This is a genomic window from Qipengyuania sp., from assembly GCF_965277845.1.
Taxonomy (GTDB): domain Bacteria; phylum Pseudomonadota; class Alphaproteobacteria; order Sphingomonadales; family Sphingomonadaceae; genus Qipengyuania.
In genome coordinates, this window is sequence record NZ_OZ255844.1 from 25,906 (window position 1) to 40,593 (window position 14,688).

General features: G+C 64.5%; 17 protein-coding genes. 6 read left to right on the plus strand and 11 right to left on the minus strand.

Going from position 1 to position 14,688, the window contains the following annotated elements; genetic code table 11:
- Nucleotides 1-14: 14 nt before the first annotated feature.
- The gene (locus tag ACQY4G_RS00140) at nt 15-437 is read left to right on the plus strand and encodes a Fur family transcriptional regulator (RefSeq protein ID WP_067691114.1); all 423 of its coding nucleotides are present in this window, start codon (nt 15-17) and stop codon (nt 435-437) included.
- The gene (locus tag ACQY4G_RS00145; protein WP_421992151.1) at nt 409-1,314 is read left to right on the plus strand and encodes a lysophospholipid acyltransferase family protein; all 906 of its coding nucleotides are present in this window, start codon (nt 409-411) and stop codon (nt 1,312-1,314) included. The genes ACQY4G_RS00140 and ACQY4G_RS00145 overlap by 29 nt, the downstream gene beginning before the upstream one ends.
- Here the strand turns inward: ACQY4G_RS00145 and ACQY4G_RS00150 are convergent.
- From ACQY4G_RS00150 to ACQY4G_RS00185, 8 genes are all read right to left on the minus strand, one after another.
- The gene (locus ACQY4G_RS00150) at nt 1,311-2,195 is read right to left on the minus strand and encodes a LysR substrate-binding domain-containing protein (protein WP_083508200.1); all 885 of its coding nucleotides are present in this window, start codon (nt 2,193-2,195) and stop codon (nt 1,311-1,313) included. The two genes, ACQY4G_RS00145 and ACQY4G_RS00150, sit on opposite strands and share 4 nt — an antisense overlap.
- Nucleotides 2,196-2,263: 68 nt before the next feature.
- A complete protein-coding gene (locus tag ACQY4G_RS00155; protein ID WP_291175817.1) occupies nt 2,264-3,130 on the minus strand; it encodes a hemolysin family protein in 867 nt (288 codons plus the stop codon).
- 72 nt (nt 3,131-3,202) lie between these two features.
- Complete coding sequence (gene ybeY / locus ACQY4G_RS00160) at nt 3,203-3,688, minus strand: rRNA maturation RNase YbeY (RefSeq protein ID WP_421992153.1); 486 nt, start codon at nt 3,686-3,688, stop codon at nt 3,203-3,205.
- Nucleotides 3,689-3,735: 47 nt separating this feature from the next.
- Nucleotides 3,736-4,002 carry a GIY-YIG nuclease family protein gene (locus ACQY4G_RS00165; RefSeq protein WP_067691615.1) on the minus strand — a complete coding sequence of 89 codons (267 nt, stop codon included), beginning with the start codon at nt 4,000-4,002 and terminating at the stop codon, nt 3,736-3,738.
- A gap of 85 nt (nt 4,003-4,087) precedes the next feature.
- The gene (locus tag ACQY4G_RS00170; RefSeq protein WP_421992155.1) at nt 4,088-5,119 is read right to left on the minus strand and encodes a PhoH family protein; all 1,032 of its coding nucleotides are present in this window, start codon (nt 5,117-5,119) and stop codon (nt 4,088-4,090) included.
- 195 nt (nt 5,120-5,314) lie between these two features.
- Nucleotides 5,315-6,658, minus strand: a complete 1,344-nt coding sequence (miaB, locus tag ACQY4G_RS00175; RefSeq protein WP_421992157.1) for a tRNA (N6-isopentenyl adenosine(37)-C2)-methylthiotransferase MiaB — start codon at nt 6,656-6,658, stop codon at nt 5,315-5,317.
- Between the two features lie 35 nt (nt 6,659-6,693).
- Nucleotides 6,694-7,317: a transferase gene (locus ACQY4G_RS00180; RefSeq protein WP_421992159.1), complete on the minus strand. Its 624-nt coding sequence runs from the start codon at nt 7,315-7,317 to the stop codon at nt 6,694-6,696.
- Entirely contained in the window at nt 7,317-7,778 is a 462-nt protein-coding gene (locus ACQY4G_RS00185; RefSeq protein ID WP_421992161.1) for a peptidylprolyl isomerase, read from the minus strand. The genes ACQY4G_RS00180 and ACQY4G_RS00185 overlap by 1 nt, the downstream gene beginning before the upstream one ends.
- 116 nt (nt 7,779-7,894) lie before the next feature.
- Here ACQY4G_RS00185 and mgtE point away from each other — a divergent pair, with 116 nt between their 5' ends.
- The 4 genes from mgtE to ACQY4G_RS00205 all read left to right on the plus strand — a co-directional run bounded on the left by mgtE (nt 7,895) and on the right by ACQY4G_RS00205 (nt 12,368).
- Nucleotides 7,895-9,346, plus strand: coding sequence for a magnesium transporter (gene mgtE, locus ACQY4G_RS00190; protein WP_067691133.1), 1,452 nt, complete (start codon nt 7,895-7,897; stop codon nt 9,344-9,346).
- A gap of 359 nt (nt 9,347-9,705) precedes the next feature.
- Entirely contained in the window at nt 9,706-10,095 is a 390-nt protein-coding gene (locus tag ACQY4G_RS00195) for a DUF1489 family protein (RefSeq protein WP_421992163.1), read from the plus strand.
- 172 nt (nt 10,096-10,267) lie between these two features.
- A complete protein-coding gene (locus ACQY4G_RS00200; RefSeq protein ID WP_421992165.1) occupies nt 10,268-12,055 on the plus strand; it encodes a methyl-accepting chemotaxis protein in 1,788 nt (595 codons plus the stop codon).
- A gap of 67 nt (nt 12,056-12,122) precedes the next feature.
- Nucleotides 12,123-12,368, plus strand: a complete 246-nt coding sequence (locus ACQY4G_RS00205; RefSeq protein ID WP_421992167.1) for a hypothetical protein — start codon at nt 12,123-12,125, stop codon at nt 12,366-12,368.
- Here the strand turns inward: ACQY4G_RS00205 and ACQY4G_RS00210 are convergent.
- The 3 genes from ACQY4G_RS00210 to nudC are packed head-to-tail and all read right to left on the minus strand — an operon-like array spanning nt 12,365 to nt 14,687.
- Nucleotides 12,365-13,153 (minus strand): SDR family NAD(P)-dependent oxidoreductase, encoded by a 789-nt coding sequence (locus ACQY4G_RS00210; RefSeq protein WP_421992169.1) that lies wholly within the window; start codon nt 13,151-13,153, stop codon nt 12,365-12,367. The two genes, ACQY4G_RS00205 and ACQY4G_RS00210, sit on opposite strands and share 4 nt — an antisense overlap.
- Nucleotides 13,150-13,833, minus strand: coding sequence for a DsbA family oxidoreductase (locus tag ACQY4G_RS00215; RefSeq protein ID WP_421992171.1), 684 nt, complete (start codon nt 13,831-13,833; stop codon nt 13,150-13,152). Before ACQY4G_RS00215 ends, ACQY4G_RS00210 begins: the two co-directional genes overlap by 4 nt.
- Complete coding sequence (gene nudC / locus ACQY4G_RS00220; protein ID WP_421992173.1) at nt 13,830-14,687, minus strand: NAD(+) diphosphatase; 858 nt, start codon at nt 14,685-14,687, stop codon at nt 13,830-13,832. Before nudC ends, ACQY4G_RS00215 begins: the two co-directional genes overlap by 4 nt.
- Nucleotide 14,688: the final 1 nt, after the last annotated feature.

A 14,688-nucleotide genomic window follows, 5' to 3' on the forward strand; every position in this document is an offset into this window, starting at 1 on the left:
ATTAGGAAGCGAAATTGCACCAGAAGATCGACCTCGAACAATTGTGCGCCGACAAGGGTCTGCGAATTACCGAGCAGCGTCGCGTGATCGCTCGCGTGTTGTCGGAAAGCGACGATCATCCCGATGTCGAGCTGCTGCACGAACGCGCGAACAAGATCGACTCGGGTATTTCCATCGCCACGGTCTACCGCACCGTGCGTCTGTTCGAAGAGGCCGGCATCCTCGACCGGCACGACTTCGGCGATGGGCGCGCACGCTACGAAGCGGCGCCCGAAGCGCATCACGATCATCTGATCGATGTCGAGACGGGCAAGGTGGTCGAGTTCGTCGATCCTGAAATCGAAGCGCTGCAAAAGCAGATCGCCGCCAAGCTCGGCTATCGCCTCGTCGATCACCGTCTGGAACTTTATGGCGTCCGCCTCGACCGCGAAGACTGAGCGCAGGCTCGCGAAATACACGGCACGGCGGCTGGCCGCCGCGCGCGGCGAGACGGTGCCGCTCAGCCCCGCCGGCTGGATCCGGTTTGTGCTCCGGACGCTTGCGATACTGCTGCTGCTCATTGTCTGTGTTCCGCTGCACTACCTCTACCGGGTTTTCGCCTACGGATCGCCCTTCCCCATGCTGTTCCTGCGCTATACCGCGCGGATCGTGGGGGCGCGGGTGAAGGTCGTCGGCACACCCTTGAGGCGCGACGTCTTTTTCATCGCCAACCACATCAGCTGGGTCGACATTCTCAGTATGGCAGGCGCCAGCGGGACCGCTTTCGTGGCCAAGCAGGAGCTCTCCGAAGTCCCGGTGATCGGCTGGCTGTGCCGCCTGAACCGGACCGTTTTCGTCAAACGGGAGAATCGCCTCGGGGTCGCCGAACAGATCAACGCTCTCAAGGAAGCGCTCGCCGACAATTGGTCCGTCACGGTCTTTCCCGAAGGCACCGTAACCGACGGACATTCGTTGTTGCCGTTCAAGTCGAGCATGATCTCGGTTCTCGACCCGCCACCACCGGGAGTGATGGTCCAGCCGGTGGTGCTCGATTACGGCGAAAACTCCGAGGAAATCGGTTGGGTCGGTGAGGAAACCGGGCTTCACAATGCTATGCGGATCATGGCGCGCAGGGGCACTTTCCTGCTGACTCTCCACTATCTCGAGCCGTTCAGCCCGGTCGAATATCGCGGCCGCAAGGCCATTGCCGCCAAGGCGCGCGAAGAAATCGAGGAACGGCTCGTGGCCAATCTCGGCAAGCCGCTGCGCGACTTCCAGCATGTCGTCGACGCAGTGCGTTATCGGCCCAAGCCGGCCGATACAGAAGCAAGCTAGAGCCCGGCGTTCACCAACCAGTCGTGAAACAACCGCACCGGACGTTCCTCGAGCGCTGTCGGTTTGCATACGAACCAGTAGCTGTATGGACTCTCGACCTCGACATCGAACAGGGTGGCCAGTCGATTGTCCGCGGCGCGGCGCATGTGATCGTCATGCATGATCGCAATGCCCAGGCCCTGCGCCGCCGCCTCGAGCATGATCTGGCCCGAATCGAAATGGTCGATCGCCGCCGGTTCCAGATCCGCCATGCCGATTTCGGCGCGCCAGGCGGTGAAGCTTTCGGGCAATTCGTTGTGGATCAGGAAGGTCTGCCGCGCGAGCTGGTCCGGGTCCGGCTTCGAACCGAGCTTTCCGGCGAGGTCGCGGCTGCAGATCGCGTGGACCTTGTTGTAATCCAGCCGAACGGCGTGGAGCCCGCGCGACGGGCCGCGCGAGAGAATGATCGCCGCATCGAGCACATCGCCCACGCGGTCCTCGAGATGCGCCCCCGTGTCGATGTCGATATGCAGCAGCGGATGCCGCTCGCGCAATTCGCCAAGGCGGGGGAACAGGCGCTGCGTCCCGAACAGCGGCAGGACACCCAGGTGCAGGCGCAGCAGCGAGAGATTTTCCGACTGACTTTCGACCGCCCGCGCCAGCGCTTCGAGCTGCGGATTGACCGCTTCGAAAAAGGCATGCCCATCGTCGGTCAATTGCATCGACTGGCGCGCGCGGGTGAACAGCTTCTTGCCGACGAATTCCTCGAGATTGCCGATCCGCCGCGACAGCGCGGAAGGGCTCAGCCCGAGTTCATCGGCCGCGGCACGCGCAGAGCCAAGCCGCACCGTACGCACGAACGCTTCGAGGGCGCGCAAGGGGGGAAGTCTGCGGGTTGCCATGAGAGTTGCACGCTATGAGCGTGTATCGCACCTGTCGAGGGTGTATGTGCGAAAAACTGCAACTGCGGTCACGCAGCTGTCACAGTTTCCTCGGGCGAATGAAGGCGCAGCCGTTTCACATGCGTTTCGTCGCCATCGGTGACTTCGATCTTCCAACCGCTGGGGTGCTCCAGCATACGCCCGACCTCGGGCACCTGCTCGGCCAGAACGAAGGCAAGTCCGCCCAGAGTGTCGACCGATTCCTCGACCTCGGCCAGAGCAGGCGAGACGTGTTCGGCGACATCATCGAGCTCGGCGCGGGCATCGCAATCCCACATCCCCTCGCCGATATCGACGATCCATTCCTCTGGCGCCTCGTCATGCTCGTCCTCGATCTCGCCGACGATCTCTTCGACAAGGTCCTCGATCGTGATGAGACCGTCGGTGCCCGAAAACTCGTCGACCACCACCGCCAGATGCATGCGCTGCGCGCGCATGTCGGCCAGCACATCCAACGCATTGCGCGTTTGTGGCACATAAAGCGGCTGCCGCATCAACACGGTCCAGTCCTTGGGCGGGGTCTGTTCGCGCGCCAGGATCGTAAAGACGTCCTTGATGTGAATCATGCCGATCACATCGTCGAGCTGCTCGCGATAGACGGGCATTCGCGAATGGCCGTGCTCGGCGAAGGTCTCGACCAGCTCGTCCCAGCTCGCACTGGCATTCATCGCGATGATCTCGCCGCGCGGCACCGCGACGTCGTCGGCATCGTGCTCGGAGAAATGCAGGAGGTTGCGCAGCATCTGCCGCTCGACCAGCGAGAGGTCGCCGGTGCCGCTGTGCTCAGGCGCCTCCTCGCCGTTCTCGCCCTCATGCTCGTCGATGGCGTCTTCCAGCTGCGCACGCAGCGAGCGTTCGCCGAAATCGGGGTCGAAGAATTTCCGGATCGCGAGCATCAGCCCGCTGCTACTCTCCGCGTCTCCCGCGGGTGATGACGAATCGGGCATGGCCCTAACAATGCACTCCCATCAGTTGCGGTCCCCATATGGGTCGGCGATACCCAGTTTTGCAAGCGCTGCGATTTCGAGCGCCTCCATCGCCTCGGCCTGGGCGTCGGACTCGACATGATCGTGGCCTGCGAGGTGGAGCAGGCCGTGGATGATCAGATGGGTAGCGTGATCCCCGAGCGCGATGCCCTTCTCCGCCGCTTCGCGCTCGCAGGTCCCGCAGGCAAGCGCCAGATCGCCGAGCATCTCGGGCGGGCCGTCCGGTGCGAGAGCGAGCAGGTCCTGCCGCTCGAGCATGGGGAAGGACAGCACGTTGGTGGACTTGTCCTTGCCGCGCCACTCACGATTGAGCGCGTGGACTTCCTCGTCCGAAGTGAAGAGTAGCGAGGTCGATAGGCGCGGGTTGGCGATTGCAGGTTCCACCTGCGCAGTCGCCGAGAGCGCTCGCTCGGCCAGCGCGTCCCAGTCGCCTTCCGGCCAGCCTTCGATGTCGATATCCAGTTCCAAACGGCAATGCCTCGTCATCCCCGCGCAGGCGGGGATCCCGCTCCCTTTCACATGTTCAAGGTCTCGAACAAGTCATCCCAATCGGGATTTTGTTCTTCTATCCGCCTGATCTTCCAGGCGCGGTTCCATTTCTTCATCGCCTTTTCCCGAGCGATAGCATCCTCGATATCGTCATGGTGTTCGACATAGACAAGCCGTGCCAGATCGTAGCGAGCGGTGAAACTCCCACCCTTCCCTGCGCGATGTTGAACCGTTCTTGCGGCTATGTCCGCGGTCACTCCGATGTAAAGCGTGCCGCGATAGCGGTCCGTCATGATGTAGACGAAGCCGCCCTTCTCGAAAGTCACGCCAGCAAGTAGCGGGACCCCCGCCTTCGCGGGGGTGACGCGGAATGCGGGTTCATGCGCTCGGCCCTTCGTAGGCCTCCACGATCCGCCCAACGATCGGATGGCGGACCACGTCGGCCGCGGTGAAGCGAATCGTGCCGAAGCCTTCGACGCCTTCCAGCTTGCCGACCGCATCGGCAAGACCGCTCATCCCGTCGCCGCCGGGGATGTCGACCTGCCGCGGATCGCCGCAGATCACCATGCGGCTGTTCTGGCCGAAGCGGGTGAGGAACATCTTCATCTGCTCGCGCGTGGTGTTCTGCGCCTCGTCGAGGATCACGAAGGCATCGGCCAAGGTGCGTCCGCGCATGAAGGCGATCGGCGCGATTTCGATCTCCCCGCTCGCCAGCCGCCGTTCGACCTGTTCGGGCGGCATGCAGTCGTAGAGCGCGTCGTAGAGCGGACGCAAATAGGGATCGACCTTCTCCTTCATGTCGCCGGGCAGGAAGCCGAGCTTTTCGCCCGCTTCCACCGCCGGTCGCGACAGGATCAGCCGCTGAACGCTGCCATTGATCAGCTGGCTGACCGCCTGCGCAACCGCGAGATAGGTTTTTCCCGTGCCCGCCGGGCCCAGCGCGAAGATGATGTCGTCGCGCACCAGCGAGCGCATGTAGGTCGCCTGCATCGCGCTGCGCGGCACGATGGTCTTGCGCCGCGTCCGGATCATGATCGGCGGACCCTTGGGCTCCGCATCGACGATCCCGTCGAGCGTCGGTTCGTCCGACATGGAAATCAGCGCCTCGATCGCGCCCTGGTCGAGATCCTGTCCGATGGCGAGCTTGTCGTACATCGCCTTGAGCACGTCGCGCGCGCGGGCAACGCTGTCCTCCGGTCCTTCGATATGCAGCTCGTTCCCGCGCGCCGCGATGAACACGCCGAGGCGGTTTTCGACCTGGACGAGATTGGCATCGAACTGTCCGAAAAGCGCGCCGAGCAGGCTCTGGTTGTCGAAACTGATATCGACCTGAGCGCGGCGCACTTCGCGCTGCGGTGAGGGTGGCTGGGTGAAGGCAGACACGTCCTTCTGTGCGGGTTTGCGAGCCATATGCTCCTTTCGCTTGCGAGTCGGAGTTTAGGCTTCAACGCGAGGCGCGCAAGTTGGGCACCGCGTGATGGCGGTGGAAAGTCACGCAGCAGACACGTTGCCATCCTGCCGTCACTCCAGCGAAAGCTGGGCTCTCCCGAGGCATGGCGCTAGGCCGATACCGATCCCGGCTTCCGCTGGGATGACGTGCAAGAGCTAGGCCGCCACCGCCTCGCGCAGCTTGCCGGCGAGCGAATTGGGCCCGGCCTCGACCAGGTCGACCTGCACCAGATCGCCAATCTGCGCCCCGCCTTCGAACCACACGCTTTGGAGCCAGGGCGACTTGCCGAGCCATTGGCCCGGATGCTTGCCCTTGCGCTCGACGAGTACTTCGCAGGTACGGCCGACGGTGTTCTTGTTGAAGGCTAGCTGGTCGCGATTGAGCGCGGCCTGGAGGCGCTGGAGGCGCTCGTCCATGACCTCTTTCGGCACCTGCCCGTCCATCGTCGCAGCGGGCGTGCCGGGCCGCGGCGAATATTTGAAGCTGAACGCCTGTGCGTAACCGACCTCGTCGACCAGCGCGAGCGTCTCCTCGAACTCGGCATCGGTCTCGCCGGGGAAGCCGACGATGAAATCGCCCGACAGCGCAAGGTCGGGCCGCGCGGCGCGAAAAGCTTCGAGCAGCCTCAGATAGCTTTCCGCCGTGTGGCTGCGGTTCATGGCCTTAAGCACCCGGTCGCTGCCGGCCTGCACCGGCAGGTGGAGGAAGGGCATCAGCTTGTCGATCTCGCCATGCGCGGCGATCAGATCGTCGTCCATGTCGGCCGGGTGGCTGGTGGTGTAGCGAATGCGCGCGAGGCCATCGACCTTGGCAAGGTCGCGGATCAGGCCCGCGAGGCCGACCGGGTGGCCCTTGTCGTTCTCGCCGCTCCACGCGCTGACATTCTGGCCGAGCAGCGTGATTTCCTTCGCGCCAGCATCGACCAGATTCTTCGCTTCGGTCACCAAATCGCTGTAAGGCCGCGAAATTTCCGCGCCGCGGGTATAGGGCACCACGCAATAGGTGCAGAACTTGTCGCAGCCTTCCTGCACGGTGAGGAAGCTCGCCGGAGCGGTGCGGCGGCGCTCGGGCAGCGCGGCGAACTTGGCGATTGCGGGCATGTCGGTATCGGTCGCGCGCTCGCCCTTCACCGCCTTGTCGAGCATTTCGGGCAGGCGGTGATAGGCCTGCGGGCCGACGACCATGCTGACCGCAGGCGAGCGCTTCATGATCTCCTCGCCCTCGGCCTGAGCCACACAGCCAGCGACCGCGATCAGCGGCTGTTTGCCAGCCTCGGTGCCCGCCTTGGAAATACGGCCGATATCCGAATAGACCTTCTCCGCCGCCTTCTCACGGATGTGGCAGGTGTTGAGCACGACGAGGTCCGCATCCTCGCCCTCGGGCGCAGGCACGATGCCGCGCTCGCCCAGCATCTCGGCCATGCGCTCGCCATCATAGACGTTCATCTGGCAGCCGAAGCTCTTGACCCGGTAGGTCTTGGGGGAAGTGGTCGGTTTCATGAGAGGGGGCGCTTTAGGCGATTGGCGGGTGAAATTCAATCATCGCCGCTCGCCTCGGGTGACTGATCGTGAAGCGAGAGGCGCGGCAAGACTGTGTCGGGCTTGATTATGGCCCCGGGCGCGATCACTGCATTTGCGCCGACCCGCACACGATCCCCGAGAAGCGCACCGAACTTGTCGCTGCGGGTTTCCACCGTATCACCCTCGAACACTATACGCACCGCCTTGTTGGCGCTCTCGTTTCGGTAATTGGCGACGATCGCGCCAGCCTCGATGTTTACCGAACCGCCCACCACTGAGTCACCGACAAAACTGAGGTGGGCAATCTTGCTGCCCGGGAACAGGAAGCATGTCTTGACCTCGCACGATGGGCCTACGATCACGCGATCCGCCAGCCACACTCCGCCGCGCAAATAGGCGTTGTGCGCAACGAAGCATTCTGGCCCGACCATGCACGGAGCCTTGAGGACCGCCCGCTCCTCGACCGTCGCACTGCGATGGACGGCAACCCCTTCGCAAACCCGATAGTCAGATCCCAAACCCGCGATCTGGGTCGCCACCGCGCGGGGCGCATCGGTGGTAAGCGCCCAGGCCGTGGGGAAATCAGCCCAAGGGCTTTCCCGCCAATCCTCAATCAGGTTGGCGGGATCGAAGGACATCAGGAAACAGTCGCCTTCACGATCTTGCCCGGGTTTGCGGGCGGCTCGCCCTTGGGCAGCGCGTCGATGTGTTCCATGCCGCTCTCGACCTGGCCCCAGACGGTGTACTGGCCGTCGAGGAATTCGGCATCGTCGAAGCAGATGAAGAACTGGCTGTTGGCGCTGTCGGGCACCTGGGTGCGGGCCATCGAGCAGGTGCCGCGCGTGTGCGGTTCGCTGTTGAATTCGGCCTTGAGGTCGGGCTTGTCGCTGCCGCCCATGCCGGTGCCGGTCGGATCACCGCCCTGCGCCATGAAGCCGGGGATCACGCGGTGGAAGACCACGCCGTCGTAGAAGCCTTCGCCTGCCAGCGTGGTGATCCGCTCGACATGGCCAGGCGCGAGGTCGGGACGCAGCTTGATCACCACATCCTTGGTGTCGCCGTCGCCGGTGTCGAGGGTGAAGGTCAGCTTGTCGGCCATTGTTCGATGTCTCCTGCAATTCGATTGGCGCCTACATAGGGATTGTGGCCTGAGAGTCACCAGTCGAGTGTCACCCTCTGCTTGCATTCCCATGCCGTGTGCCTAGACCCGCTCCGATGAGCGAGAGCGACCGCCCTGTCGACGAAGACGGTATCCTGTTGGCGCGTGAGCCGGTCGAAGAGGCGCGCCCCGACGACCGTATCGACGACGAGCGGATGGACGAGGAGAACACGCTCAAGCCCGAATTCGTCCGTTCGGTGGCCGATGCGCTCGACGAGGGCGACACCAAGGCGGTCTACGAACTGGTCGAGCCGCTCCACCCCGCCGACATTGCCGACCTGCTCGAACTGTTCGAACGCGAGGAGCGCTACCAGCTCGCCGAGGCGATCACCGATCTGATGACCTCCGAGGTCGTTGCCGAGCTCAACGACTACGTCCGCGAAGACATGATGGAGGCGCTGCCTGCGGAAGCCGTCGCCCAGATCGTCGACCAGCTCGAGACCGACGATGCCGTCCAGCTGATCGAGGATCTGGACGAGGCCGACCAGCGCGCGATCCTCGCCGAGGTCGAACTCGAGGACCGGATCGCGATCCAATCCGCGCTGTCCTATCCCGAAGAGACCGCCGGCCGCCTGATGAGCCGCGACCTCGTCGCGGTGCCCGAACATCTCACCGTCGGCGACCTGATCGATTACCTGCGCGATCAATCCGACCTGCCCGACGAGTTCTACGAGATCTTCGTGGTCGACGAGAAGCACCATCCGGTCGGTACATGCGCGCTCTCCTGGATCATGCGCGCCCCGCGCGCGGTCGCGCTGGCCGATGTCATGAAGCGCGACCAGACGCTGATCCCGGCCATGCTCGACCAGGAAGAGGTCGGGCTGATGTTCCAGAAGTACAACCTCATCAGCGCCGCCGTGGTCGACGAGAACGAGCGGCTGGTCGGCCAGATGACGGTGGACGACGTGGTCCACATCATCTCCGAAGAGGCGGGCGAGGACGCGCTGCTGATGTCGGGTGCGGGCGAAGGCGACATCAACGAGCCGATCCGCGAGGCATACTCGGCGCGCGTGCGCTGGCTGGTCGCCAATCTCGGCACCGCGCTGGTCGCCAGCCTCATCATCGCGATGTTCGGCGCGGCGATCGAGCAATTGGTCGCTCTCGCCATCCTCATGCCGATCGTCGCCAGCATCGGCGGCAATGCGGGCACGCAGACCATGGCGGTGACCGTGCGCGCGATCGCCACCAATCAGCTGACGCGCAGCAACACGCGGCGCATCCTGCTGCGCGAAATGCGCGTGGCGGTGCTCAACGGGATGACCATCGCGGTGCTGATCGGCATCGCGACGGGGCTGGTCTTCACCCCCATGCTCGGCGGCGTGATCGCGCTGGCGATGGTGATCAACGTGGTCGTTGCAGGCCTCGCTGGCGTATTGGTGCCGGTGGCCTTCGACCGGCTCGATCAGGACCCGGCGGTGGCCAGCAGCGTATTCGTGACGATGATCACCGATTCGATGGGCTTCTTCGCCTTCCTCGGCCTGGCCGTGGCGAGCGGGATCGTCGGCTAGCCATCCTACACATGGACCGGGTGTTACACGGTCCAGGGCGGAAAAAGCTGCGGGCCCGATTTCTATTGCAAGATAGCGGTTTCGTGCGGGTTCGAAGGTGTGGGCCGACGGCATGGGCACAGGTCTGCATCGGTCGCCCGGGTGTAGGAAAGCGGTTTCAGCAGCGTCGCTTCCATCCTGTGTGTCCCCACCCAAACGTCACCCCGGACTTGATCCGGGGTCGGTGCTTTTTGAGACGAAGCGAAAGGCCGCCCGTAGCACCAGCCCCGGATCAAGTCCGGGGCGACGATGTGGAGTTGTCTTGCTGCGTGGGTAACGTCAGGGGTTCCATTGCCTGCCCAGAACCCTATCTCACTCCCATGCCGCTCAACCTGACCAAGATCGCCTTCGGCGCGCAAAGCTATGGCGATATCGAAAGCTGGTATGCGCAGCGGCGCAGCCCCAACCTGACCACACGCTATCGCCCGACCAAGTGGGAACAGTGCATCGGCGGTTCTCTCTACTGGATCCACCAGCACGCCATCGTCGCGCGCAGCGAGATCCTCGGCTTCAGCGAAACCAACGACGGGCGCTGGTCGATCGACCTCAAGCCCGAACTGGTGCGCGTCCACCCCCGCCCCAAGCGTGCGCACCAGGGCTGGCGCTATCTCAAGGGCGATCCGCCGCGCGATCTGGCGCCGGGCGAAGACATCGGCGACGCGCTGCCGGGCAAGCTGGCGGGCAAGCTCGAACGGCTCGGCCTGATCTGAGTTTTCCGCTGCAGTACACAAGTGCTTGTTTTCGCGTATTTGCGACTGAAGTGCGACCGTTAGGTTTCTGAATTAAGTCACTGCTTTTGAAAGTTTTTCCTGATTATGCTTTACGCCTTGGCAAGGTCTGCCGACTAGATCGCGGCTGACTTCAACAGCGCAGCGTTTCCCCATGTCCCTCCACCCGCAATTCGCCGACGCATTCATTCGCGAAGCCGATCCGAAGCCTTCGGTCGAGCCTGCCGAACCGATCCAGTCCGAAACCACAATCGAAGCGCGGCGAGGCGGCGGAGCTTTCGAACGCTTCGGCCTCATGCGCGCCAGTATCTCGGGCAAGGTTCGGGTTTTCGCCCTGTCCTTCACGCTGATCCTCATGCTGCTCGGCACCATACTCGGCGTGGCACAGGCGGTGCTTACCGAACGATCCGATCGGGCTGCGGTTACCGCGTCGCGTGCCATGGCTGCATCGCAATTGGCCACGTCGATTGCCGAAAGCCGCTATTTCGCCTCGCGCTATGCCGCCGATGGCGAACCCGCGACGATCGCCTCCGCCTTTGCGACGCTGGCCCAGGCGCGCGAGGAGATCGATGCCGCGATCGCGCTCGAGGGCGGTGGCAGCGACTCGCGCGAGCAGATGGAATGGCTCGTGACGCAGGTCGAGGGCTTCGAGCCCGAATTGCGCGCCCTGCAATCCTCGATAAACGCGCACGGCCCCTCCGCCACCGGCAACGCGCTGGCCGATGCGATCGACATCAGCGGAGACCAGCTGGCGCAGCAGGCCGCCGGCATCGAGGCAGCGCTGGTGGCGCAATCCGACGCGGCCCAGCGGTCGCTCGACACTTTCAAGACCTGGACTATGATCGTGGCGTTGGGGCTGATCGCGGGTTGCATTGCGCTGGTTCATTTCGGCGCGCAGGCGCTCTCCCGCCAGGTTTCGGGCTCGCTCGCGGAAATTACGGGGGCCATGACCCGGCTGGCGAGCGGTGACCGTTCGATCGCGATCCCCGGCACGGGCCGCGCGGACGAAATCGGCGAAATGGCCCGCGCGCTGGTGGTGTTTCGCAAGAGCGCCGATGCGTTGGCCGATTTGCAGCGCAGGGCGCGCGAGGAGCAGAATGCGATCCTGCGCCGGCTGGTCGACAATTTCCAGGGCGGTGTGGGCGAAGTGGTCGGCGGCGTCGCGCAGGCCTCGCGCGAGTTGCAGTCGACATCGAGCGACATGGCCGGGGCTGCGACACAGACCATCGGCTTCGTCGAACAGGTCTCGCGCGATATGTCGGAAACGCAGGTCGGCGTCACCGCGGCCGCCGCGGCGAGCGACCAGTTCGCCATGTCGGTGGCCGAGATCGGTCGCCAGGCGGGCAATTCGGCAAGCGTGGTGCAGGACGCGCGGCAGTCCGCCGAAGTGGCCGATGGAAAGATGGCCGAGCTTGCCAGCGTGGCCGAGGAAATCGGCGAAGTCGTCGACCTGATCGGCGCGATCGCCGACCGCACCAACCTGCTCGCGCTGAATGCTTCGATCGAGGCAGCGCGGGGCGGCGAGGCGGGGCGCGGCTTCGCCGTGGTCGCTTCGGAAGTGAAGGAGCTCGCCCGGCAGACCCGCGAGGCCACGGGCAATGTCGCCTCGCGCATCGTCGGAATGCAGGTCATGACTCGCGAAAGCGTGGACGCGCTGACCCGGATCGGCGAGCGCATCCGCGAAGTCGAACTGACCGCGACCGCAATCGCGCAGGCGGTCGATGAACAATCGGTTTCGAGCCGCGAACTGGCCCGCAATCTCGACCTCGCCGCCAATGGCGTCGAGAACATCGGGGGCGGCATCGCGCAGATCGGCGATATGGCGCGCAGTACAGGGGCGGCCGCAGACAAAGTGCTCGCATCGGCAGACACGCTCGACGGCACGGCGCGCGATCTCGATGCCCGCTCGCAGGAGTTCGTGAACTCGGTTCGCGCGGCCTGAACACGGGGCGCAAATTCGGAACTCGCCCCATGAGAGAACCGTTGGTCGGGCAAAGGAGAATGCTACCATGCCCGAACGCCAATCGCGCCATCCCGACAACGAACTGATCGAGGAAATCACCGAAGGTGCCACGCCTTCCCAGCAGGGTTCGGCCGGCGGCGAGGTCAATCGCCGGGTCGGCAAGCGCGGTGAGGAAAACCGCGCCACGGACCCGGACAATCGCGAGCCCGAAGTCGGTTCTGACAACCCACGGCAGGATGCGAAGAAGGGCGACAAGACAATCGCCGCAATGCAGGATTCCCGCGGCAGCTAGCCGCCGGTCAGGCGAGCGATGGCATCGCGAACGTCGTTGTCGTCGTCGCTGCCGAATTCGGAATAGCTGGCGCGCAGCACGTCCATGCGTTCGTCGATCCGCTTGAGGTTCGAGCGATGGCTGACGACGAAGCGCCGCCGAGCAAGCAGTTGCGGAATGACGAGGTCGGCATATTCGCCGACATCCATCCCATGCTGCATGACCCGTGCATCGCCGAACGGGGTGAAGACCCAGCCCGGAACTATCGTGCCTGCATGGACATGATCGGGCAGGTCCTCGCGCATGCTTTCTGTAAGGCCGAGCACGGCATGCTTGCCCGCAATATAGGCGGCGGTCTGCGGCGCAGCGCAGAAGAAGCTGTTCTCGCTGCCGGTGTTGTAGATCGCGCCCGGCACGTCCTGGTCGATCATTCGCGGCGCGAAGGCGCGGCAGCCGTACCAGACTCCCCAGAAATTGACGTCGAAATGGCGCCGCACATCGGCCGGGTCGATCTCCCACAGCTTGCCACGCGGGCCGCCGGCCCCGGCATTGTTGAGCAGCAGTTCGACCGTGCCGAGCCGGTCGAAGGCCGCATCCGCCAGGGTATCGACCTGCGCCGGGTCGGAGACATTGCACGGCTGTGCCAGCGCGCCCTCGATGCCCGCCGCTGCTTCGTCCAGCCTCTCGCCCGGCAAGTCGGCGAGCATTACCCGCACGCCGCGCCCCGCCAGCCGTTGCGCAATTGCGAATCCGATCCCCGAAGCGCCGCCGGTAATGACCGCGTTTGCCGGGACCCAATCGCTCACGCCGGCACCTTCTCCGCCACCCGCCGCAGCGCGTCGACATAGGCTTCGGGCGGCTGGGCGCCGGGGATCATGAATTTGTTCTCGACCACCATGGCGGGCACGCCGGTGATGTTGAGATCCCAGGCGGCGCGCTCCTCGGCGCGGACCTTGTGGGCAAGTTCCTCGCTCGCGAGCGCCGCCTCGCAAGCGGCGCGGTCCAGCCCGACGCTTTGCGCCACATCGAGCAACACAGCGTGATCGGCAATCTTGCGCCGCTCGTTGAAATGCGCCCGGAACAGCGCGAGCTTGAGCTCGGTCTGCTTGGCGGGGCCGTGCTCCTCGCCCGCCCAGGTCAGCAGCTTGTGCGCATCGAACGTGTTCCACATCCAGCGCTGCGGTTCCGGATCGGGCCCCTCGTAATCGAGCGATACGCCCGCGCCCTGCGCAGCCTCACGCATACGGCCCTGCACCGCCTTGGACTGTTCGGGGGTGGAACCGTATTTACGCGCGATATGCGCGGTGCTTTCCTCGCCTTCGGGCGGCATATCGGGGTTGAGTTCGAAAGCATGCCAGCGGACATCCGCCTCGATCTCGCCTTCGAGCTGTTCGAGCCCCTTCTGCAGGCTCCCCCAGCCGACCAGGCACCAGGGGCACATGACGTCGGACCAGATATCGATCCGCAAGGTTCTCGGTTCGCTCATCTCTTCACCCACCACTGCATCAGGTGATGCGCAATAGCATGGCGCGGCGGGCAGCGGAAAGGACCGTTCCCGGCCAGCGCGGCTTCCACCTCTTCGCGCGTGTAGAAATTGATCTCGGCCATCTCGGTCTCGTCGATGGTCAATTCGTCACTGTTGGCATGGCTATGGCAGCCGATCATTAGCTGGCTGGGGAAAGGCCAGGGCTGGCTGGCGATATAGGACACATCGCGCACGGTGATGCCCGCTTCTTCCAGCACTTCGCGGTTCACCGCTTCCTCGATGCTCTCGCCTGGTTCGACGAAACCGGCGAGCGCGGAGAAGGCGCCTTCGGGCCAGCCGAGGCCGCGCCCCAGCATCAGCCTGCCGTCATACTCGACCAGCATGATAGTGACCGGATCGGTGCGCGGGAAATGGCTTGCCCCGCATCGGCTGCATTCGCGTTGCCAGCCGCCCTTCGCGATGCTGGTGTCGCCGCCGCATTGCGCGCAGAAACGGTGCCGCGCATGCCAGTCGGTCAGGCTGCGCGCGCCGCCGTAGATCGCCAGGTCGTCTGGCCGCAGCGTCGCCATCAGCGACCACAACTGCGGATTGGCCATGCGCGGGCTGGCATCGCCCTTAGGCGGCACGGCGGCGAAACAGGGCTTGCCGTCGTCGAGGCCGAGGAAGCACAATTCAGCATCCTCGGGCGCATCGGCGAGCGTGCCCCAGATCAGCCCGCCATCGTCGCCGATCGAAGGCATCAGCCCGTCCAGCGCCAGCAACCGCGCCTTCCAGTTCATGTATCCAGCCAACCGTTCGGGGTCGGCACGCACGTGGTCGGCGCGGTCGAGGCGCGAGCCGGTAAAAGCGAGCATG